Here is a 21,340-nt window from a genome sequence, read left to right on the forward strand (position 1 = left end):
CGGCCCCGGCCGTCCTGTTCCTCTACCCGGGGGTCACCGGTACTTTCCAGCCATGGGGGCGATGGAAGCGGGGGACGTACTGGACGGGCGCTACCGCCTCGTCGGCGCCCTCGGCCGCGGCGGCTTCGGCGAGGTGTGGAAGGCCTTCGACGAACGCATGCTGCGCCACGTGGCGATCAAGGTACTGGCGCCGGACGAGGGCGGCGGCACCGACCCGAGCCGGGCCGCGGCCCGGTTCTGGCAGGAGGCCGTGACGGCGGGCGGCCTGTCCCATGCCCACATCGTCACGGTGTACGACTTCGGCAGGACCCGGCACAACGGCAGCCACCAGGACTTCCTCGTGATGGAACTCCTGCCGGGACGGTCGCTGTCGCACATCCTCGCCCAGGGGCCGCCGTCCGTGACCAGGTCCCTCGCCTGGGCGTCCCAGATCTGCGAGGCACTGCACGCCGCACACGGGGCGGGAGTGATCCACCGGGACATCAAGCCCCCCAACGTCATGGTCGACGAGAACACGGACAGGCTGAAAGTGCTCGACTTCGGCATCGCCAAGAGCAGTCAGCTGCAGCTGGACCTCACACTGCCCGGCCAAATACTGGGATCAGTGGGCTACATGGCGCCCGAGCGCATCACGCTGGCTCCCGTCGATGCACGCTCGGACCTGTACTCGCTGGGGTGCGTCCTGCACGAGCTCCTGACCGGCCGCCCGCCCTTCAGCGCACCGGGCGCCGACCCTGCCGCGCTGCTCCACGCCCACGTCCACCAGCCACCCCCGGCCCCCAGCGCCTGCCGGCCCGGCCTCCCGCCGGAGGCGGACCGGCTGGTCCTGGACCTTCTGGCGAAGGACCCCACGCAGCGGCCGCACAACGCCGCCGTGGTGCGGGAGCGGCTGGCTGCGCTGGAAAAGACGATCAGGGAGCCGGGCTGGACGGCCCTGCTCGTCACGGCCGACTCCCCGGAAGGCGTCCTGCGGCAACGACTGCAGGAGGCCGAGACCGTGGGGAACGCGGGCCGCGCGGGCCGCGCACGCACCCTCCTGCGGGGAGTCGTCTCCGACTGCACCCGTGCGCTGGGACCGGATCACCCCTGCACGCTCACTGCGCGGCTGCGCCTGGCGTACTTCACGGGCGAGGCGGGGTATCTCGACGAGGCACGCACCGCGGCCGAGCGGCTCGTCCACCGGTGCCGCTCGGCGCTGGGGAACGAACACCGGCTGACGTTGGCGGCACGGGTTGAACACGCCCGCCGGACAGACGATTCGCTGAGGTCGCACGAGGCCCTGGTCCTGTGCCCGCCCCTCATCGCCGACTGCACGTCCGTGCTGGGACCCGACGCTCTGGAGACTCTCGATGCGAAGCTCATCCAGAGCAACGCCATCTCCTCACGCGGTGACGAGGCGGAGGCCCGCGACGCGCGTGCTGGTTTGATGACCCATTGCGCACGGGCCCTCGGCGACCACCACGTCCTGACCTTCGAGGTCCGGGCCATGCACGCCATGTCGACCTTCGAAGCCGGTGAGCACGAGCGCGCCGTCGCCCTGACCGATGCAGCGACTCGCGACTGCAGTGACGCTCTGGGCCCCGATGCACCGACCACGCTCATCTGCCGACTCGCGGGTGCCTACTGCCTCGTGGAGCGTGATCTCTCCGGATCCTTGGACCGGCTCAGGCTTCTGACCCCCGACTTCCTGCGCGTGATGGGTCAGGATGCTCCCTTTACGCTGGTTTCACGTGCGCTGGAGGCAGTCGTCGCCACAGCCACCGTTGATCAGGCCAAGGGTTTGCAGCAGTTGACGGAGGTTGTTGCCGATTCCTCGGCTGTCTTCGGCACCGATGCGCCCATCAGTCTCCAAATCCGCAAGACGTACGCCGAGATCCTTGCAGCGACAGGTGACCGCCCCCAGACCCATGCCGTGCTGACCACCCTCCTGGCCGTCGCCACCCGGGACCTCTCCCCCGACGCCTTCTTCACCCAAAAGGTCAAGAAGGCGTTGAGCGAGCTCCCGACCCGTCCTCGCCGTCGCCGCTTCTTGTCCGGACTGGCCCGGTGGCTCCTGGACGACTCCGATCGACCGCGATGACCTCCCCGCGGAAGAACTCCGGGCTGCGGCGCTGCATCACCAGCATCAGCACCACGCCCAGCAGCAACAGCCCGACACCGATGACGAAGACCGACCCGACCCCGAGCACCGAACTGCCACTGCCGTAGGCGGGGTCCCACATGTCGTGAAGGGTCTTACAGAAGACGGCTACGAGCAACGCGCCACCTATTAGCGGCAAGACGCCCTTGAAACACGCATCCCGCACCGAATTCCTCAGCTCCGCGCGGAAGTACCACGCGCACGCGAACGCCGTGAGCGAGTAGTAGAAGCAGATCATGAGGCCCAGGGCGTAGACCGTGTCGATCAGTACGTTGCGGCTGAGCCAGCTCATGACGGCGCAGAAGACGCCGGTGGCCGCGCCGGCCGCGATCGTGGCGCGGCCGGGGGACTTGAAGCGCGGGTGGACGCGGGCGAAGGACGGCGGCAGGGCGCGGTAGGTGCTCATCGCCAGGACGGTGCGGGCCACGGGCAGGAAGGTGGTCTGCAGGCTCGCTGCGGCCGAGGCCAGGACGGCGACGTAGAGCAGGCTGCCCGTGGCGTTGCCCATGACGGGGCCGGCGAGGGCGGCGAAGACGTTGCCGGCGGTCTCGGGGTTGCCCAGGCCGGTGCCCTGTTCGCCCACGCCGGCGAACATCTGCGTGGCGACGGCGGTGAGCAGGTACGAGCCGACGAGGGTGGCCATGGCGAGCAGGGCGGCCCGGCCGGGGGTGGCGGCGCTGCCCTCGGTCTCCTCGTTCACGGTCAGGCAGGCGTCCCAGCCCCAGTACATGAAGATCGACAGGGACAGTCCGGCCGTGAAGGCGCCGAAGGATCCGACGCCGAAGGGGTTCAGCCAGGTCCAGGAGAAACCGATGGCACCGGGCAGGGCGCCGGTGCGGGCCTTGGAGACGGCCATGACCACGAAGAGGGCCAGGACGGCGAGTTGCAGGGCGACCAGGGCGTACTGCACGCCCTTTGTGGCGGTCATGCCGCGGTAGCTGACGGCGGTGGCGGCGGCGATGAGGGCGAGGCAGGTGGCGACGTGCACGGGGCGGTCGTCGTCGAGGGCGGCGACGGCGTCGCTGCCGGTGAGTTCGCCGAGGAGCAGATAGAGGAAGGAGGTCGCCACGCCGGCGAGGTTGGACAGCACGATGATGGTGGCGACGACCAGGCCCCAGCCGCACAGCCAGCCGGTGCGCGGCCCGAAGGCCCGTACGGTCCAGGTGAAGGAGGTGCCGCAGTCGGGCAGGGAGCGGTTGAGCTCCCGGTAGGCGAAGGCGACGAGCAGCATCGGCAGGAAGCCTGCGAGGAAGACGGCGGGCATGCGCACCCCGACCTGCCCGGCGGTGGGGCCGAGGGTGGAGGTCAGGCAGTAGACGGGTGCGACGGTGGAGATCCCGATGACGGCGCTGCCCAGCAGACCGACGGAATTGCCGCCGAGCCCTTTGGCGCGCACGTGTCCTGCGTCGGCGGCCCTCGGCCGCGGAGCCACCTGAACCATGGCGAGGACGTTAGGTGCTGCTGTTTCCGCAACCGGATGGGCCGATTCCCGCCTTACGGCCGGTAACGCCGGAGGTCAGCGGCCCGCCCGGGCGGTACGGGAATCGCAGCGGCATCCCTTTTGCCCCGGTTCAAAATTTTCCCGTCGCCGCCCCCGCCGATCCCGTCGATCCCGTCGACCCTGCCGTGCCCGCCGTCCCCACCGTCTCCGTGTCCCGGCCCGAGCGCAGCAGCCGGCCCGGCACCGCGCCGGTGACCACGTCGTGGCGTACCGTCTCGACGCCGTTCACGCGCACGCTCACCACGCCCACGGCCCGGGAGTCCAGGCGCGCCCCGTCGCCGGGCAGGTCCCGTACGAGCGCCGCCGGGGCGGCGTCGATGCGCTCGGGGTCGAAGAGCACCAGGTCGGCCCACCAGCCCTCGGCGATGCGGCCGCGCTCGCGCAGCCCGAACAGCCGCGCCGGCTCCTCGCTCAGCATCCGTACCGCCCGCTCCAGCGGCACGAGCCGCCGCCCGCGCAGGCAGTCGCCGAGGAAGCGGGTGGGGTAGGGGGCGCCGCACATGCGGTCCAGGTGGGCGCCGGCGTCCGAGCCGCCGAGGAGGACGTCCTCGTGCTCCCACGCCTCGCGGCGCAGTTCCCAGCTGGCGGGGTCGTTGTCGGTGGGCATCGGCCACAGGACGGTGCGCAGGTCGTCGGCGGCGCAGATCTCGACGAGGGTGGCGAACGGGTCGCTGCCGCGTTCGGCGGCGATGTCGGCGACCGTGCGGCCGGTGAGCCCGTCGTTCTCCTTGGTGTAGGTGTCGCCGATGACGTAGCGGGCGAAGTCGGTGAGCCGGCGCAGGGAGCCGGCCTGCGGGCTTGCGGCGCCGCGCAGCATGGCGGCGCGTACGACGGGGTCGCGCAGCCGGTCGATGCGCTCGGGCACCGGCAGGGCGAGGATGTCGCCCCAGCCGGGCAGCAGGTTCAGGGCGCAGTAGCTGCCCAGCGACATGTTCATGGGGGCGAGGACGGGCATGGTGAGGGCGACGATGCGGCCGCCGGCGGCGCGGGCGCGGGCGGCGGTGGCGAGCTGGTGGGGCACGCGTCCGGGTTCGGCGGAGTCGATGGTGAGCACGTTCCAGTTCAGGGGGCGGCCGGCGGCGGCCGTCAGCGCCACCAGGAGCCGGCTCTCCTCCTCGCTGAAGCGGTCGAGGCAGCCGGCGACGATGGCCTCCAGCTGGGTGCCCTCGTGCGCACCGACGGCGCGGGCGAGGGCGAGCAGTTCGCCGGGGCCGGCGTGCCGGGAGGGGACGGGGCGGCCGTCGCCGTCGGAGTGGGTGGGCGAGCGCGTGGTGGACAGCCCCCAGGCTCCGGCGTCCATCGCCTCGTGCAGGAGGGTGAGCATCCGCTGCAGCTGGCCGTCGTCGGGTGTGCCGCCGACGGCGTCGGGGCCCATGGCGTACCGCCGCAGGGCGCAGTGGCCCACCATGAAGCCGGCGTTGACGGCGATGCGGCCTTCGAGGGCGTCGAGGTAGTCGGCGAAGGAGGACCAGTTCCAGGGCGCGCCTTCCTCCAGGGCGGCCAGCGACATGCCTTCGACCTTGCTCATCATCCGCCGCGTGTAGTCGGCGTCGGCGGGGCGGCCGGGGTGCAGCGGCGCGAGGGTGAAGCCGCAGTTGCCGCCGACGACGGTGGTGACGCCGTGGCTCATGGAGGGGGTCGCGCAGGGGTCCCAGAAGAGCTGGGCGTCGTAGTGGGTGTGCGGGTCGACGAAGCCGGGTGCGAGGACGAGCCCGTCCGCGTCCTCCTCGGTGCGCGCGCGTTCGCCCACCCGTCCGCCGGCCATCACGGCGGCCGGGCCGCGCCGGACCAGGGCTATGCGCCCGTCCTTCAGGCCGACGTCCGCGGTGTAGGCGCCGGTTCCGGTGCCGTCGACGACGGTGGCGCGGCGGATGAGGTGGTCCAGCACGGTCGGGTCCTCTCACTCGGCGTCGAGCGGTGAAGGGCACTTCCGGTGGGGACCGGGGCGGCGGCCCGGGAGGCGCCGCCCCGGCGTGTGCGGCGCCGGGCGTCAGGCGCCGGCGGCGGCCCGGCGGTAGCGGGTGGTGCGGTGGACCGGGTCGGTGTCGATCTTTGGGATCACGTGCTCGCCGATGAGCCGGATCGTGGTCATCGTGTCCTCGTACGGGATGCCGATGGGCAGCCCGAAGGCGAGCTGGTCGGCGCCGGCCTGTTCCCAGCGCTTGCACTGGCGGAAGACCTCGTCGGGGTCGCCGCAGATCATCAGTTCCTCGGCGATGAGCAGTTCGATGATCTCGGCGCTGTACTCGGGCAGCAGCTCGGGCCAGCGGGGGATGCCCTCGGGGCGGGGGAAGGTGTCGTGGTAGCGGAAGAGCAGCGACTGCAGGTAGTTCAGCCCGCCGCCGACCGCGATCTCGACGGCTTTGGCGTGTGTCTCGGCGCAGATGGCCGTGGTGGTGACCATGACGTTGTCGTTGACGAAGTCGCCGACCGGGCGGGCCTCGGCTATGGCGTTCTTGTAGGAGTCGACGACCCACTCCATGTCGGCGACCTTCTGCACGCTGAAGCCGAGCACGCCCAGGCCCTTGCGGGCGGCCATGGCGTACGAGGAGGGGGAGCCGGCGGCGTACCACATGGCCGGGTGGGCGGGCCCGTACGGCTTGGGCAGCACCTTGCGGGGCGGCAGGGACCAGTGCCGGCCCGTGAAGCCCTCGTACTCCCCATCGCGCCACATCCGGGGGAACTCGGCGACGGTCTCCTCCCAGATCTCCTTGGTGACGTCCATGTCGGTGACGCCCGGCAGGAAGCCGAGGATCTCGTGGCTGCCCGCGCCGCGGCCGGTGCCGAACTCGAAGCGGCCGCCGGAGAGGTGGTCGAGCATGGCGGCCTTCTCGGCGACCTTGGCGGGGTGGTTGACCTGCGGGAGGGGGTTGAAGATGCCGGAGCCGAGGTGGATGCGCTCGGTGGCGTGGGCGAGGTAGCCGAGGAAGACGTCGTTGGCGGAGAGGTGGGAGTACTCGTCGAGGAAGTGGTGCTCGGACGCCCAGGCGTACTTGAAGCCCGACCTGTCCGCCTGGACGACGTATTCGGTCTCTTCCATCAGCGCGTGGTGCTCGGCCTGCGGGTCGGTGCGCGAGCGGCTCGCGGGTACGTAGCCCTGCACGAAGATCCCGAATTCCACGGAGGTCACCGCCTGTCTTCAGGTTTCCCTGTCTACGTATGTGACGTGCCGGACGCACCCGATGTGACACGCCTGACATGCCGTCAGATGCGCCCCGACTGTGGCACCGGTCACATCGACCGTCAAGGGTGACCGGGGCCGCCCCTCAGCCCCCGGCCCACAGCCCCTCGGGGGTCAGCCCCAGCAGCTCGATCGCGTTGCCCCGCACCAGGCGCTCGGCCGTCTCCCGCGGCAGGTGCGCCATCTGCTCCTCGGCCACCGCGCGGGAGCGCGGCCAGGTGGAGTCGGAGTGCGGGTAGTCGGTCTCGTACAGGACGTTGGCCTCGCCGATCGCGGCGAGGTTGCGCAGCCCGAAGGCGTCGTCGAAGAAGCAGCCGTACACGTGCCGGGCGAACTGCTCGGACGGCGGGGTGAGCACCTTCCCCGCGACCCCGCCCCAGCCCCGGTTCTCCTCCCAGACGGTGTCCGCCCGCTCCAGGATGTAGGGGATCCACCCGATCTGCCCCTCGGCGTACATGACGCGCAAGGCCGGGAAGCGGTCGAACTTCCCGGACATCAGCCAGTCGACCAGCGAGAAGCAGCAGTTGGCGAAGGTGAGCGCCGAGCCGACGGCCGGCGGGGCGTCGGCGGAGGTGGAGGGCATGCGCGAGGAGGAGCCGATGTGCATGGCGACGACCGTGCCGGTCTCGTCGCAGGCGCGCAGGAAGGGGTCCCAGCCGTCGCCGTGGACGGACGGCAGGCCCAGGTGCGGCGGTATCTCGGAGAAGCACACGGCCCGCACGCCGCGGGCGGCGTTGCGCCGCACCTCCTCGGCGGCGAGCTCCGCGTCCCACAGGGGGACGAGCGTCAGCGGGATCAGCCGGCCGGCGGCCGCGGGGCCGCACCACTCCTCGACCATCCAGTCGTTGTAGGCGCGCACGCACGCGAGCGCCAGCTCGCGGTCGGCGGCCTCGGCGAAGGTCTGGCCGCAAAAGCGCGGGAAGGTGGGGAAGCACAGCGAGGACTGGACATGATTCGCGTCCATGTCGGCCAGCCGGTCGGCGACGGCGTACGAGCCCGGCCGCATGTCCTCGTAGGTGATCCCCTCCAGCTTCACCTCGTCCCTGGAGCATCCGACGGCGGAATCCAGCCGCGTCAAAGGACGGCACAAATCCTCATAGACCCACCAGTCCGCCGGCGGCCCCTGGCCGCCCGGCGCGCCCATCACGGGCGTGAACCGGCCGCCGCGGAAGGTCATCCCCTCGACCGGCGCCCTGACGACGCGCGGCCCGGCGTCACGGAATTTCGCCGGTAGCCGGTCCCGCCAGACGTCGGGGGGCTCGACCACATGGTCGTCCACCGAGATTATCTTGGGGAAGCTCGCCATGGCCGTCACGTTAGCGCTGATCTGACGAACCGTCAGTAACCCGGTGCTCCGGTCCACGGCGGGCCGTGTGCAGAGGGCCGGACGCCTTCTGACGCCGAGCCGCGGAACAAGGCAGACTGTCCGGTGCGACCGAGCAGGACAGGCAGGGGGTCACGATGGCCGGCGACACAGGGCACGGGCAGCAGCTGCGCTTCACCGTGCTCGGCCCCGTCCGCGCCTGGCGCGGCGAGGAGCCGCTCCACACCGGGTCACCCCAGCAGCGCGCGCTGCTGGCCGCGCTGCTGCTGCGCGGCGGCCGCACCGCCACCGCGCCCGAGCTCGTCGACGCCCTGTGGGGCGAGGAGCCCCCGCACGCCGCCCTCGCCGCGCTGCGCACCTACGCCTCCCGGCTGCGCAAGGCCTTCGGCCCCGACGCGGACGCCCTGGTCAGCGAGGCCGGCGGCTACGCGATACGGGTCCGGCCCGGCGGGCTGGACATCGACCGGGCCGAACGGCTGGCCGCCGAGGCCGACAAGGCCCGCGGCAACGGCGAGCGCTCCCGCGCCCGCGACCTGATCAACCAGGCCCTCGCCCTGTGGGACGGCGAACCGCTGGCCGGCCTGGCCGGCCCGTACGCCGAGACCCAGCGCGCCCGCCTGGAGGAGTGGCGGCTGACGCTGCTGGAGACCCGCCTCGACCTCGACCTCGAAGTCGGCGGGCACGCCGACGCCGTCTCCGAGCTCACCGCCCTGACCGCCGCCCACCCGCTGCGCGAGCGGCTGCGCGAGCTGCTGATGCTCGCCCTGTACCGCAGCGGCCGCCAGGCCGAGGCCCTCGCCGTCTACGCCGACACCCGCCGCCTGCTGGCCGACGAGCTGGGCGTGGACCCCTGCCAGGAGCTCTCCGAGCTCCAGCAGCGCATCCTCACCGCCGACAGCGCCCTGAACGTGCAACTGACCGGCGACCGCACCGGCGCCGGGCCCGCCTTCGTCCGGCCCGCACAGCTGCCCGCGACCGTGCCCGACTTCACCGGCCGCACCTCGTTCGTCGACGAGCTCAGCGACCAGCTGGCCACGGCCGACGGCAGCATCATGGCCGTCTCCGCCGTCGCCGGCATCGGCGGCGTGGGCAAGACGACGCTGGCCGTGCACGTCGCCCACGCGGCCCGCAACCACTTCCCCGACGGCCAGCTGTACGTCGACCTGCAGGGCACCGGCCCCGTGCCGGCCGAGCCCGAGGCGGTGCTGGGCTCCTTCCTGCGCGCCCTCGGCATCCCCGACTCCGCGATCCCGGAGGGCGTCGACGAGCGCGCCGCCCTCTTCCGCTCCACCCTCGACGGCCGCCGCGTGCTCACCCTGCTCGACAACGCCCGCGACGCCGCCCAGGTACGCCCGCTGCTGCCCGGCAACGAGGGCTGCGCCGCCCTCGTCACCAGCCGCAGCCGCATGGTCGACCTCGCCGGCGCCCACCTGGTCGACCTCGACGTGATGAGCCCCGACGAGGCGCTCGTGCTCTTCACCCGCATCGTCGGCGCCGAGCGCGTGGAGTCCGAGCGCGACGCCGCCATGGACGTCGTGGCCGCCTGCGGCTTCCTGCCCCTGGCCATCCGCATCGCCGCCTCCCGGCTCGCCGCCCGGCGCACCTGGACCGTCTCCGTCCTCGCCCGCAAGCTCGCCGACGAACGCCGCCGCCTGGACGAGCTGCGCGCCGGCGACCTCGCCGTCAAGGCCACCTTCGAGCTCGGCTACGGCCAGCTCGAACCCGCCCAGGCCCGCGCCTTCCGCCTGCTCGGCCTCGCCGACGGGCCCGACATCTCGCTGGCCGCCGCGGCCGCCGTGCTCGACCTCGGCCACGAGGAGACCGAGGAGCTCCTGGAGTCCCTCGTCGACACCTCCCTGCTGGAGTCCGCCGCCCCCGGCCGCTACCGCTTCCACGACCTCGTCCGCCTCTACGCGCGCTCCTGCGCCGAGCGCGACGAGCAGCCGCCGGCCGAGCGGGCCGCCGCCCTCTCCCGCCTGCTCGACTTCTACCTGGCCACCGCCGCCGGCGTGTACGTCCTCGAACGCCCCGGCGACCGCCTGCTGAGCCACCTGACGCCGACCACCCACCCGGGGCTGTCCTTCAGCGACCGCAGCGCCGCCACCGACTGGCTCTTCTCGGAGGCCGGCTGCCTGCTGGCCTGCGCGCGCCAGCACGCGCACAGCGGCGGCGAGACCCTGCGCCGCGCCGTCGACCTGCTGCTGGCCGCCAAGGACCTGGCCGAGTCCGGCGCCGACTCCCGGCAGTACGAACAGGCCGCCAGGGCCCTGCTGGCCGCCACCCGCGCCGCAGGCGACAGCCGCGCCGAGGGACGGGCCCGCACCGTCCTCACCCACGTGCTCAACTGGTCCGGCCAGTTCGACCCGGCCGAGGAGGAGGCCCGGCGCGCCGTCCTGCTGGGCCGCTCGAACAACGACCCCATCCCCTGCTGCTACGCCTCCAACAACCGCGGCATCACCGCCATCTACCAGCACCGTCACGAGGACGCCGAGGCGCACATCAGCGAGGCGCTCGCCGCCTTCCGCGCCGACGGCAACCGGCCCGGCGAGGCCAGCGCCCTGAGCAACCTCTCCCGCGTCCACCAGGACACCGGGCGCGTGCAGTCCGCGGTGCGCCTGGCCGAACAGGCGCTCGCCATCTACCGCGAGGTCAACGTCTCCTGGCGGCTGGCCAACGGCCTGTACGCGTACGGGCTGGCCCTCACCCACGTCGGACGGCACCAGGAGGCGCTGGACCGCCTCAACGAGGCGCTGACCGTCTTCCGCGACAACCGGCAGCGGCTGTGGGTGGGCCTCACGCTGTTCCGCACGGCCGAGATCTACCTGGCCGCCGGCAAGCCCGCCCAGGGGGCGGCCCAGGCCGAACAGGCCCTGGCCCAGCTGCGCGGCATAGGCGGCGACTGGCGGCGCGGCAACGTGCTGACGGTGCTGGGACGCTGCCTGGACCGGCTGGGACAGCCCGGCCGCGCCCACGCGTGCTGGACGGAGGCGCTGGCCGCCTTCGAGCGCCTGGACGCCCCGGAGGCGGCCGAGGTGCGCGGGCTGCTGGCGGTCGTGGCGGCGGCATAGACCCGCGGGGAAGGCTGCGGGAGGGCCGGCGGAGGGCTGCCGGACGACCGCCCGAGGGCCGGCGGACGGCTGCGAAAAGCCCTGGACGTGCCCGTTCATCGATCGTTTATCGTGACGCGTCAATCTAAGGGATGTCGATCCGTCGCGTCGGGGGGCAGGCGGGTCGTGGGTGAGGCCTCACCTCAGGGCGTCACAACCCTGAAGATGCCCGTCCGGCGGTTCTCGGGGGAGTCGCCGGGCGGGTCCGCACAACCTCCCCAGAGCCCGTAACGACTCGCACTGCACGGAGTAGATGAAGATGAGCGACGACAACGTACGCAAGGCGCCCGTAGCGGCAACGCCGCTGGACGACCAGGCAACGGGCGCACCGATCAGCACCGCCGCGCAGGCCGCCACGGCGTCCGCGGCGTCCACGGGGGAGACGCCGCAGGACGACCACGCGGGCGGCACCCGCGCGTTCACCATGGCGGACGACCACGCGGGCAGCCCGCCCGCCCTGAAGCTCATGGACGACCACGCGGGCAGCCCGCCGGCCTTCAAGCTCATGGACGACCACGCGGGGTCGGAGAAGCCCTTCTGACCTGAGAGCGGCACAGAGCGGGGCTGCTTCCGGTCGGGGGGCCGGAAGCAGCCTGTACGACCCGGGAGCAGGGGATTCCTGCAGGCCGGCCGGTGGGATCGACGGGGGGATCCACGGGGGAACACGGGGGACCCGCGGGCCGGCCGGCAGGAAGAACCGGCAACCGGTGAACGGTAAGGGGAACACCGCAGGGGCCTGCGTCGGCGGCAGGGAGGGGGAGCCGTCGGCGCCGGCCCCTGCGGCCGCTTCACGCACAGCGGGCGCCCGGCACAGCGGCGCCGCGCACAGTGGCGTGAGACAGACCGACGCACCGACAACCGACCCACACGTGTACGCACCACAGCGCGACCCCCGGACAGAGGAGAGGCCGATGCACCGCACCCCCAAGACCATCCGCACCCTGACGCACGGCAGGAAGGGCCTGGCCGTGCTCGGCCTCGCCGCTGCCGCGGCGGTCCTCGCCACGGTGCCGGCCGCCGCCGTCGACCACAGCGCAGGGCAGGCGCGGACGAGCACCTCCGCAGCGCCCGTCGCCCCCGACGACCACGCCATGGGTGGCGCCGACGACCACGCGATGGGCGGCGCGGACGACCACGCCAACCTGCCGCCGCAGTAACCGCCGCGGCAGCCGACCGCCGCTGTACGACGAGCCCGCCGCCCGCCACGGGCGGCGGGCGTCATCGTGCCCGCTCGCGCAGGGCGCTCTTGAGCACCTTGCCGGAGGCGTTGCGCGGCAGCTCCGGCACGAACTCCACATCGCGCGGCACCTTGTAGTTCGCCATCTCCCGCCGCGCCCAGGCGATCAGCGCCTCCGCGGTGACCGGCTCGGGCACGCCCGGGCGGCGCACGGCGAAGGCCTTGCCGACCTCGCCCAGCCGCGCGTCCGGCACGCCGACGACGGCGACGTCGGCGATGCCCGGGTGCCGGGCCAGCACCTGCTCGATCTCGGCGGGATAGGCGTTGAAGCCGCCGACGATGAACATGTCCGTCACCCGGTCGGTGACCCGGAGGTTGCCGCCGGCATCCAGGACGCCCACGTCACCGGTGTGCAGCCAGCCGTCGCCGTCGACCGCGCGGGCGGTGGCCGCGGGGTCCTCGAAGTAGCCGGACATCACCTGGGGCCCGCGCACGAGGATCTCCCCCGCCCGGCCGTGCGGCAGGCTCCGCCCGTCGGCACCGGTCACCTTGACCTCGGTGCCCGGCAGGGGCCGGCCGGACGTCCCGGCGACGACCTCCACCGGATCGCCGCGCCGGCACATGGTGACCACGCCCGTGGCCTCGCTCATGCCGTAGGCGGTGAGCACGGTGTCCACGCCCAGCTCGTCGTGGAGCCGCTCGACCAGGCGCCGGGGCACCACGGCGGCGCCCGTCACCACCACCCGCAGGGACGACAGGTCGTAGGCGCCGCGCGCCGGGTGGTCCAGCAGCGTCTGCAGGACCGTCGGCGGACCGGGCAGCACGGTGACGCGCTCGGCCGCGACGGCGGCCAGCACCGCCTCCGGGGAGAAGACCGGATGCGGCACCATGGTCGCGCCGCGCATCAGGCAGGCGATGACCCCCGCCTTGTAGCCGAAGGTGTGGAAGAACGGGTTGACGATGAGGTAGCGGTCTCCTTCCCGCAGCCCGGCCAGCTCGCTCCAGGCGGCGAACGTGCGCAGCGTCTGCCCGTGCGTGATGACGGCGCCCTTGGGCTCGCCCGTGGTGCCCGAGGTGAACAGGATGTCCGAGGGCGCGCCGGCCCCGACGGCGTCGGCCCGGGCCCGTACGACGGCGGCGGGCACAGTGTGCCCGGCGGCGAGGAACTCCCGCCAGGTGCGCAGGTCCGCCGGTGCGGTGCCGGCCAGGACGACCACGTCGCGCAGGTGCGGCAGCCCGGGCAGCGGCGCGTCCGCCGGCGCGTGCCCGCCCTCGGTGATATGGCGGCGCTGTGGCCCGGCGGCGGTGGCCGGGCCGGGCGGCTCGCCGGCCGCGCTGCGCAGGGCGGCCACATAGGAGGTGCCCAGGAAGGTGCCGGTGACGAAGAGCAGCCGGGCCCGGGTCCGCGCCAGCACCCGGGCGGCTTCGGCGCCCTTGAAGCGGGTGTTGACGGGGACGAGCACGGCGCCGGCCGAGACCGCGCCGAGGGCGCAGACGATCCAGCGCAGGCTGTTCGGCGCCCACACGGCGACCCGGTCGCCCGGCCCGATCCCGGCGGCGACGCAGGCGGCGGCCGCCTCCTGCACCCGCTCGCCGAGCTCGCGGTAGGTGATCCGGGTGCGGCCGTCGACGACGGCCTCGTGCGCGGCGTACCGCGCGGCTGCACGTCGGACGAGTCGGGGAATCGTCTCAGGTGTCGCGTCGGGTATCGCGTCCGGTGTCGCGTCGGTCCCCAGGTCATCGTGCATCGCACGCCCTCCCCGGCCGGCCGGGGGCCGTACGCCCCGCTCACCGCTAGCTGACTGTCCGTCAGATTAGCGATAGCCTTCCGCGCTGTCAGCATCGACAGCACGGAGGTGGCGATGACGGCAACGCTCAAGGACACCACCGCGATCGTCGGCATTGGTCAGACCCCCTTCGCCCGACAACTCCCCGAATCCGAGAAAACACTGGCCTGCCGCGCCATCCTCGCCGCGCTGGACGACGCGGGCATTCCCCCTTCCCAGGTCGACGCCTTCGCCTCCTACACCATGGAGAACACCGACGAGGTCGAAATCGCCAAGGCCATCGGCGCCGGCGACGTCACTTTCTTCTCCCGCGTCGGCTACGGAGGGGGCGGCTCGTGCGCGACCGTCGCCCACCTCGCCGCCGCCATCGCCACCGGGCAGGCGACCGTCGGCGTCGCCTGGCGCTCGCGCAAGCGCGGCTCGGGACCGCGCCCCTGGCGCGACACCGTCAACCAGCTGCCGACCCCGGCCCAGTGGACCCGGCCCTACGGCCTACTGCGGCCCGTCGACGAGATCGCCATGCTGGCCCGCCGGTATCTCCACGAGTACGGCGCCACCCGCGACCACCTCTTCAACGTCGCCCTGGCCTGCCGCAACCGCGCCAACCAGAACCCGGCCGCGGTGATGTACGACCGGCCGCTGACCCGCGAGATGTACATGACCTCGCGCTGGATCAGTGAACCCCTCTGCCTGTTCGACAACTGCCTGGAGACCGACGGCGCCCTGGCCTGCGTCGTCGTCTCCGCCGAACGCGCCCGCGACTGCCGCCGGCGCCCCGTCCTCGTGCACGCCGCCGCCCAGGGACTGCCCGCCCAGCACCACGGCATGGTCAACTACTGGACCGACGACCCCCTGGCCGGCCCGTCCTGGACTGCCGCCCGGCAGTTGTGGAAGAACGCCGACTTCGGCCCGGCGGACGTCCATGTCGCCCAGATCTACGACGCGTTCACCGTGCTGATCCCGCTCTCCCTGGAGGGCTATGGCTTCTGCGGACGCGGCGAGGGCGCGGCCTTCGGCGAAGGCGGTGCGCTCGAACTCGGCGGCCGGCTGCCCCTGAACACCAGCGGGGGCGGCCTGAGCGAGGCGTACGTCCACGGCTTCAACCTCATCAACGAAGGCGTCAGACAACTCCGCGGCACCTCCACCGCGCAGGTGCCCGGCGCCGCGACCTGCCTGGTCACGGCGGGCGAGGGCGTCCCCACATCGGCTCTGCTGCTCAGGAGTTGAGCTCATGTCCTCCATGATGAGGGGCACCACTGACAACGGCCTGCTGCTGCCCGTGCCGGATGACGACGGGCGCCCGTTCTGGGAGTTCGCGGCGCGCGGTGAACTGCGCGTCCAGTCCTGCGCCGCCTGCCACCGGCTGCGCTTCCCGCCCCGGCCCTGCTGCCCGCACTGCCACTCCTTCGCCGCCGAATGGCGCCGGATGTCGGGGCGCGGGCGCATCTGGTCCTACGTCCTGCCGCACCCTCCCCTGCTGCCCGGCTACGCCGAGCACGCACCGTACGACGTCGTCCTCGTCGAACTCGGCGACGCCCCCGGCATCCGGCTGGCCGGCAACCTCGTCGCCTCCCCCACCGCCCCGCTCGGCTCCGTCGACCGCTCCCGGCTGCGCATCGGCGCACCGGTGAAGGTGGTCTTCGCGGAGATCGCCCCGGGGGTGCACCTGCCGCGCTGGCAGCTGGAGCACTCATGACCCTGCGCATCGAGCGGCGCGAGGACGGCGTCGCCCTCGTCACCCTGGACCGCCCCGAGCGGCACAACGCCATCGACCCGGCCACGGCCGAGGAGCTGACCGCCACCTGGCACGGCTTCCGGTACGACGACTCCGTACGGGCGGTGGTCCTCACCGGCGCCGGCGACCGGGCCTTCTGCACCGGCTTCGACCGCTCGGCCGACGTCCCGCAACCGGCCTCGCCCTACTCGGTGGACGATCCCCTGCGCTCGATCGGCCCGAAGTCCTGCGACCTGTGGAAACCGGTGGTGGCCGCGGTCGGCGGGATGGCCTGCGGGGGAGCGTTCTATTTGCTGGGCGAGTCCGAATTCGTCATCGCCTCGCAGAACGCCTCCTTCTTCGACCCGCACACCACCTACGGCATGGTCAGCGCCTACGAGTCGGTGTACATGGCGCAGCGCATGCCCTTCGGCGAGGCCGCGCGCATGGCACTGATGGGCACGGCCGAGCGCCTGTCCGCCCGGCGGGCGTACGAGACCGGGCTGGTCACGGAGGTCACCGCGCCGGGCGGGGCCACGGCAGCGGCCCTGCGCGCGGCGGCGGTCATCGCCTCGTACCCGACCGAACCGGTGCAGGGCACCGTACGGGCGCTGTGGGCGGCCCAGGAGGCCACCCGGGCGCACGCCCTGTCCTTGGCGCCCCACCTGATCGGCCCGGGCAACCTGCCCCCGGCCGCCCAGGCCCGCAGGTTCGCATCCCGCACCGGCACCCACCGGCTCCGCTAGGGCGCCCCATAGCGGCGCAGATCGGCACAGCCCCGCCCCCTACGGGGCGGGCCTGCGGCGTCAGCGTCTGGTCTGGCCGGTGCCCTTGGCCGCGTCCAGCGCGTAGACGCAGCGGTCCTTGCTGCACGCGTACACCACTCCCCCGGCGGCCACGGGCGAGCCCGTGATCTCCCCGCCGGTGGCCAGCTTCCAGCGCAGCTGGCCGCCCGTGGCGTCCAGCGTGTACAGGCAGTGGTCGGCGGAGCCGAAGTGCACGCGGCCGTCGGCGACGACGGGCGTGCCGACGATCTCGCCGCCGGCGGCGAAGCGCCACTTCGGAGTGCCGGTGACCGCGTCCAGCGTGTACAGCGCGCTGCCGCTGCCCAGGTGCACCGCCCCGCCCGTGACGAGCACGGGCTCGGTGGACTGGCGGGCCTCGGTGGCGATGCGCCAGCGGTCGCGGCCGGTGGCGGCGTCGAGGGCGTAGACGGTGCCGAGGTAGTCGGCGATGTACACGCCGCCGCCGGTGACGGCGGAGCCGGGGGCGTGGGCGGGCGGGCCGAGGAAGACCGCCGGTGCCTCGAACCGCCAGCGCACGTCGCCGCGGGCCGCGTCGATGGCGAGCACCCGGGTGCCGGCCGCCACGTACACGACGCCGTCGGGGGCGCACAGCAGCCGTACGGGCACACCGCCGCAAGCCGCCGCGTCGCCCACGGGGTAGGACCAGCGCTCGGCGCCGGTGCGGGCCTCCAGGGCGCGCAGCCGGGCGTCGGCCCACACGTAGACCGTGCCGTCGTGGATCTGCGGCCCGCAGTCGGGGGTCTCGAAGTCGGTCTGGGCTCCGCCCATCTCCCACAGCAGCTCGCCGCTGGCCGCCTCCCACGCCTGCACGCCGCCGCCCCGGGTGCCGGTGACGACGGTGCCGCGGTCGGCCTTGAGGGAGTAGACCCAGCCGTCGGTGGCCAGCCGCCAGCGCTCGGCGCCGTCGGCCGCGTCCAGGGCGTACAGGGTGGGGCCGTCGGAAGCGTGTATGCGGCCCTCGGTCACGGCCATCGCCCAGGCGACGTCCCGGGTCTTGAACTGCCGCCGTCCGCTGGCCACGTCCAGGGCGTGCACCTCGAAGGAGGTGACGTAGAGCAGGTCGCCGGCGACCACGGGCGTGCCCCACACGTCGTTGGACATGCGGAACCGCCAGGGCCGCCACCGCCCCGGCTCGGCCTGCCCGTTGGTGGCGGCCTCGGCGGCCGGGGCGGGGGCCTGCGCGGGCAGGGAGGGGGCCGGGGCGCCGGACGTGGGCAGGCCGGCCGGGGGGCGCACCCAGCCGGTGGCCTGGCCGGTGCCGGCGAGTGCGTGCGGCTCGCGCGCGTCGGCGACGCGCAGCCCGGGCCCGATGGGCACCTGGGATCCGGCCAGGCGTACGACGCCGTCGGGCGCGGGGGCCGGGGCGGCCGCGTGCCGGCCGGAGGCGGCCGCGGGGCCGCTCCCGAGGCCGTGCGGCCCGCTCAGGCCGCTGCGCGGGTCGGGGGTGCCGGCCCTGCCGGGACCCTGGGCGGGCGGCCGGCCGGCGGCCCAGCCGGTGCCGCCGTGGGCACCGGAGGGCTCGTACCCGGCGGCGGGCTCGGGGGCCGGCGGCCGGGTCGGGCGGGGCGGCACGGCGGAGCGATTGCCACCGCTGCGGCCGCCCGTCGCGGCGCCGGATGAGGTGGGGCGGTGCCCGGCCCGGCGCTGCTCGATCAGGGTGACGGCGTTGGACGGCAGCCAGGCGGAGGCCGTACCGCTGTCGTCGTCCCCGTTCGCGGCGAACAGGTGGGGGGCGAGCTGGGACTGGAGGTCGGCCGGGCTGGGCCGGTTCTCCGCGGCGGTCTGCATGCAGGAGTCGATCAGGGGCCGCAGCTCGTCCGGCAGCCCACTGAGGTCGGGGCCCTCGCGCAGCAGCTGGAAGACCGTTTCGACGGGGTTGGCGCCGTGGTAGGGGGCATGTCCGGTCGCGGCGAAGACGAGAGTGGAGCCGAGGGAGAAGACGTCGCTGGCGCCGGTGACGCTGCGGGAGTCGCGCGCCTGCTCGGGCGACATGTACGCGGGCGTGCCGACGGCGACGTTGGTCATGGTCAGCCGGGTGTTGGAGACCCCGGAGGCGATGCCGAAGTCGATGACGCGGGGGCCGTCCTCCACGACGAGCACGTTGGAGGGCTTGAGGTCCCGGTGGACCAGGCCGGCCCCGTGGATCGACTGGAGGGCCTCGGCCACGCCGGCGGCGAGCCAGCGCACGGCCTGGGCCGGCAGGGGCCCGCACTCGTTGACGATCTCCTCCAGCGAGGGGGCCGGAACGTACGCGGTGGCCAGCCAGGGCACGGCCGCCCGGGGGTCGGCGTCGACGACGGCGGCGGTGTAGAAGCCGCTGACCGCCCGGGCCGCTTCCACCTCACGGGTGAAGCGGACACGGAAAAGCTGGTCCTCCGCCAGCTCCGTGCGCACCGTCTTGATCGCCACGCGCCGGCCGGACGCCGAGCGGGCGAGATAGACCAGCCCCATGCCGCCGGCGCCGAGACGGCCGAGCACCTCGAACGGGCCGATCCGTCTCGGGTCGTGCTGCGTAAGCTGCTCCACCACTGACCTGCCACCTCCCCGTGGGGCTTGAAAGGTTTTCGAGCCCCGTGCAGCGTCTCACCGCGAAAATTATCCCGGGGTACGCACCCTGATTCTTCCTGGCGAAGCCCCCGGTTGCGAACCCGGGGCACGCTTCGCCGTGTCTCCGTCATATGGGGCGAAATCCCGCCATCCGCGACGCCCCACCCCTGCGGGCCTTCTTCGCTCCTGCCTCTTACTCCTCGGTAGTCACTCCTGTCCCGGAGTGGAGACGTCGATGACGGCGAAATCGGCTCCCTGATCGTCGGCGAGCACCGCGAACCTGCCGTAGGGGGTGTCCTGGGTCTCCAGGCGCACCCGCCCGTGCAGGCCGAGCGTCCGGCGCACCACCTCGTCGCAGTCGTCGACCACGAAATAGACGAGGAAGTGGGCGGGCATCTCCCTCGGATAGCGGTCGTCCATGACCACCCGGCCGCCCACCGCCCGGTCGGGCGTCCCGGGCGCCCCGGTCGGCGTCCACAGCGCGAAGTCGGTCGCGGCCTCCTCGCTGACGTCGTGCGTGGTGAAGCCGAAGACCGACTCGTAGAAGGGGTCCACGGCCGCGGCGTCCCACGTCCACACCTCCGTCCAGCCGAAGGCGCCCGGCTCCCCGCGCTTCTCGAAGCCTTTGTGGGCGGCCGCCTGCCAGACGCCGAAGACGGCCCCGCCGGGGTCGGCGGCCATGAGCATCGTGCCGAAGGGGCCGACCGTCATGGGCCCCATGACGATCTGGCCGCCGGCGGCGCGGATCCGGTCGCCGGTGGCGGCGGCGTCGGGCGAGGCGAAGTAGACGGACCAGGCGGTCGGCATGCGCCCGTCCGGCTTGGGGGCGAGCGCGGCGACGTTCTTCCCGTCGTGGAAGGCCTGCGTGTAGTGCCCGTACTCACCGCCGCTGTCCTCGAAGGTCCAGCCGAAGATCTCGCCGTAGAAGCGCTTGCCGGCCTCGACGTCGGCCAGCATGACGTCGGCCCAGCACGGGGTGCCTTCCGGGAATCCGTCCGGTGCTGTGCTCATGTCCCAGCTCCTCTCCTGGTGCCACCGTAGAGCCGGATCACGGATCCCGCGCGGCCTGTGGACAACCGGTCGGCAGGGGCTGTGGACGAGGGGGTCCACAGCGTGTTGATAGGACAATTCACCGGTACGGGCCAATCCGCTTCAACTGTCTCCTCACCCCCGCACACCCCGCCTGACCTGCACTTTCACCCCACTTGGCACCCCCGCCCCCATTTGCATGCGGCCGAATCGCGCTCCGATCACCCCTCGGTAAGCTGACGGCATGACAGGACAAGTACGCACCGTCGACGGCCGGGTGGCCGGCCGCCGCGGGCAGGCGACGCGGCAGAAGTTGCTCGACTGCCTCGGTGAAATGCTCAGCTCGTCGCCGTACCGCGACGTCAAGGTCATCGATGTCGCCCGCCGGGCCGGTACCTCGCCCGCGACCTTCTACCAGTACTTCCCCGACGTCGAGGGCGCCGTCCTCGAGATCGCCGAGGAGATGGCCAAGGAGGGCGCGAGCCTGACCGAGCTGGTCGCCGGGCGCAGCTGGGTCGGGAAGGCCGGGTGGCAGGCCGCCGAGGAGCTGGTCGACGGCTTCCTCGGCTTCTGGCGCCGGCACGACGCGATCCTGCGCGTCATCGACCTCGGGGCCGCCGAGGGCGACAAGCGGTTCTACAAGATCCGCATGAAGATCCTCAACGCGGTGACCAACTCCCTCACCGACTCGATCAAGGAGCTGCAGGCCAAGCGCAAGGTGGACGCGGACGTCAACCCCGCCGCCGTCGCCGGCTCGCTGGTCGCGATGCTCGCCGCCGTGGCCTCCCACCAGAAGGGCTTCCAGAGCTGGGGCGTCAAGCAGGCCGAGCTCAAGCCGAACCTGGCACTCCTGGTGCACCTCGGCGTCACTGGCAAAAAGCCGGCGAAGTGACGCCCCGCGGGCGGCACGTCCCGCAGTAACGCTCCGCCACCTGGTACGGCGGACGGTCGAACACCCCTGCGCGTCCTGTCATCACGGCGGCGGGGGGGGGGGGGGGGGGGCCCCCCCCCCCCCCCCCCCCCCCCG

The 21,340-nt window shown here is 73.2% G+C and carries 15 protein-coding genes; 8 read left to right on the plus strand and 7 right to left on the minus strand.

Translation table 11 applies throughout. From position 1 onward, the window contains the following. The first annotated feature begins 52 nt into the window (after window positions 1-52). Window positions 53-2,080: a serine/threonine-protein kinase gene (locus AC27L3_RS23025; protein WP_487235946.1), complete on the plus strand. Its 2,028-nt coding sequence runs from the start codon at window positions 53-55 to the stop codon at window positions 2,078-2,080. Here AC27L3_RS23025 and AC27L3_RS23030 read toward each other — a convergent pair. The 4 genes from AC27L3_RS23030 to AC27L3_RS23045 form a co-directional block, all read right to left on the minus strand. Then, on the minus strand, window positions 1,980-3,581 hold the full coding sequence (locus AC27L3_RS23030) for an APC family permease (protein WP_487235947.1): 1,602 nt from the start codon (window positions 3,579-3,581) through the stop codon (window positions 1,980-1,982). The two genes, AC27L3_RS23025 and AC27L3_RS23030, sit on opposite strands and share 101 nt — an antisense overlap. A 130-nt stretch (window positions 3,582-3,711) precedes the next feature. Continuing rightward, entirely contained in the window at window positions 3,712-5,529 is a 1,818-nt protein-coding gene (locus AC27L3_RS23035; RefSeq protein ID WP_487235948.1) for an N-acyl-D-amino-acid deacylase family protein, read from the minus strand. 102 nt (window positions 5,530-5,631) lie between these two features. Next, window positions 5,632-6,762: an LLM class flavin-dependent oxidoreductase gene (locus AC27L3_RS23040; protein ID WP_487235949.1), complete on the minus strand. Its 1,131-nt coding sequence runs from the start codon at window positions 6,760-6,762 to the stop codon at window positions 5,632-5,634. Window positions 6,763-6,907: 145 nt separating this feature from the next. Further along, window positions 6,908-8,128 (minus strand): amidohydrolase family protein, encoded by a 1,221-nt coding sequence (locus AC27L3_RS23045; protein ID WP_487235950.1) that lies wholly within the window; start codon window positions 8,126-8,128, stop codon window positions 6,908-6,910. 155 nt (window positions 8,129-8,283) lie between these two features. Here AC27L3_RS23045 and afsR point away from each other — a divergent pair, with 155 nt between their 5' ends. From afsR to AC27L3_RS23060, 3 genes are all read left to right on the plus strand, one after another. Next, complete coding sequence (gene afsR / locus AC27L3_RS23050) at window positions 8,284-11,214, plus strand: SARP-family global regulator AfsR (RefSeq protein WP_487235951.1); 2,931 nt, start codon at window positions 8,284-8,286, stop codon at window positions 11,212-11,214. Window positions 11,215-11,512: 298 nt separating this feature from the next. Continuing rightward, on the plus strand, window positions 11,513-11,794 hold the full coding sequence (locus tag AC27L3_RS23055; RefSeq protein ID WP_487235952.1) for a hypothetical protein: 282 nt from the start codon (window positions 11,513-11,515) through the stop codon (window positions 11,792-11,794). Between the two features lie 370 nt (window positions 11,795-12,164). Then, entirely contained in the window at window positions 12,165-12,410 is a 246-nt protein-coding gene (locus tag AC27L3_RS23060) for a hypothetical protein (protein WP_487235953.1), read from the plus strand. A gap of 61 nt (window positions 12,411-12,471) precedes the next feature. Here AC27L3_RS23060 and AC27L3_RS23065 read toward each other — a convergent pair whose 3' ends face one another. After that, a complete protein-coding gene (locus AC27L3_RS23065) occupies window positions 12,472-14,178 on the minus strand; it encodes an AMP-binding protein (protein WP_487235954.1) in 1,707 nt (568 codons plus the stop codon). Between the two features lie 114 nt (window positions 14,179-14,292). Between AC27L3_RS23065 and AC27L3_RS23070 the strand changes: the two genes are divergently transcribed. Genes AC27L3_RS23070 through AC27L3_RS23080 form a run of 3 tightly spaced genes read left to right on the plus strand, consistent with a single transcriptional unit; the run spans window position 14,293 to window position 16,677 of the window. Beyond that, window positions 14,293-15,444: a lipid-transfer protein gene (locus AC27L3_RS23070; protein WP_344435080.1), complete on the plus strand. Its 1,152-nt coding sequence runs from the start codon at window positions 14,293-14,295 to the stop codon at window positions 15,442-15,444. Window positions 15,445-15,448: 4 nt separating this feature from the next. Continuing rightward, a complete protein-coding gene (locus AC27L3_RS23075; RefSeq protein WP_487235955.1) occupies window positions 15,449-15,913 on the plus strand; it encodes a Zn-ribbon domain-containing OB-fold protein in 465 nt (154 codons plus the stop codon). Next, a complete protein-coding gene (locus tag AC27L3_RS23080) occupies window positions 15,910-16,677 on the plus strand; it encodes an enoyl-CoA hydratase/isomerase family protein (protein WP_487235956.1) in 768 nt (255 codons plus the stop codon). Before AC27L3_RS23075 ends, AC27L3_RS23080 begins: the two co-directional genes overlap by 4 nt. 60 nt (window positions 16,678-16,737) lie before the next feature. Here the strand turns inward: AC27L3_RS23080 and afsK are convergent, their stop codons facing one another. Together afsK and kbpA are read right to left on the minus strand one after the other, a co-directional pair. After that, window positions 16,738-19,263 (minus strand): protein serine/threonine kinase AfsK, encoded by a 2,526-nt coding sequence (gene afsK / locus AC27L3_RS23085; protein WP_487235965.1) that lies wholly within the window; start codon window positions 19,261-19,263, stop codon window positions 16,738-16,740. Between the two features lie 228 nt (window positions 19,264-19,491). Then, window positions 19,492-20,295, minus strand: coding sequence for an AfsK-binding protein KbpA (gene kbpA, locus AC27L3_RS23090; protein ID WP_487235957.1), 804 nt, complete (start codon window positions 20,293-20,295; stop codon window positions 19,492-19,494). Window positions 20,296-20,557: 262 nt separating this feature from the next. Here kbpA and AC27L3_RS23095 point away from each other — a divergent pair, with 262 nt between their 5' ends. Beyond that, on the plus strand, window positions 20,558-21,205 hold the full coding sequence (locus AC27L3_RS23095) for a TetR family transcriptional regulator (RefSeq protein WP_487235958.1): 648 nt from the start codon (window positions 20,558-20,560) through the stop codon (window positions 21,203-21,205). The last annotated feature ends 135 nt before the right edge of the window (window positions 21,206-21,340 follow it).

It is taken from the genome of Streptomyces sp. PKA51 (assembly GCF_057552455.1).

Excerpts from the sequence above, each read along its gene's own strand:
- AC27L3_RS23060 (WP_487235953.1), top strand. The coding sequence starts at position 12,165 with ATGCACCGCACCCCCAAGACCATCCGCACCCTGACGCACGGCAGGAAG.
- AC27L3_RS23045 (WP_487235950.1), bottom strand. The coding sequence starts at position 8,128 with ATGGCGAGCTTCCCCAAGATAATCTCGGTGGACGACCATGTGGTCGAG.
- AC27L3_RS23055 (WP_487235952.1), top strand. The coding sequence starts at position 11,513 with ATGAGCGACGACAACGTACGCAAGGCGCCCGTAGCGGCAACGCCGCTG.
- AC27L3_RS23065 (WP_487235954.1), bottom strand. The coding sequence starts at position 14,178 with ATGCACGATGACCTGGGGACCGACGCGACACCGGACGCGATACCCGAC.
- AC27L3_RS23075 (WP_487235955.1), top strand. The coding sequence starts at position 15,449 with ATGTCCTCCATGATGAGGGGCACCACTGACAACGGCCTGCTGCTGCCC.
- kbpA (WP_487235957.1), bottom strand. The coding sequence starts at position 20,295 with ATGAGCACAGCACCGGACGGATTCCCGGAAGGCACCCCGTGCTGGGCC.
- AC27L3_RS23095 (WP_487235958.1), top strand. The coding sequence starts at position 20,558 with ATGACAGGACAAGTACGCACCGTCGACGGCCGGGTGGCCGGCCGCCGC.
- afsR (WP_487235951.1), top strand. The coding sequence starts at position 8,284 with ATGGCCGGCGACACAGGGCACGGGCAGCAGCTGCGCTTCACCGTGCTC.
- AC27L3_RS23070 (WP_344435080.1), top strand. The coding sequence starts at position 14,293 with ATGACGGCAACGCTCAAGGACACCACCGCGATCGTCGGCATTGGTCAG.
- AC27L3_RS23030 (WP_487235947.1), bottom strand. The coding sequence starts at position 3,581 with ATGGTTCAGGTGGCTCCGCGGCCGAGGGCCGCCGACGCAGGACACGTG.
- AC27L3_RS23080 (WP_487235956.1), top strand. The coding sequence starts at position 15,910 with ATGACCCTGCGCATCGAGCGGCGCGAGGACGGCGTCGCCCTCGTCACC.
- AC27L3_RS23025 (WP_487235946.1), top strand. The coding sequence starts at position 53 with ATGGGGGCGATGGAAGCGGGGGACGTACTGGACGGGCGCTACCGCCTC.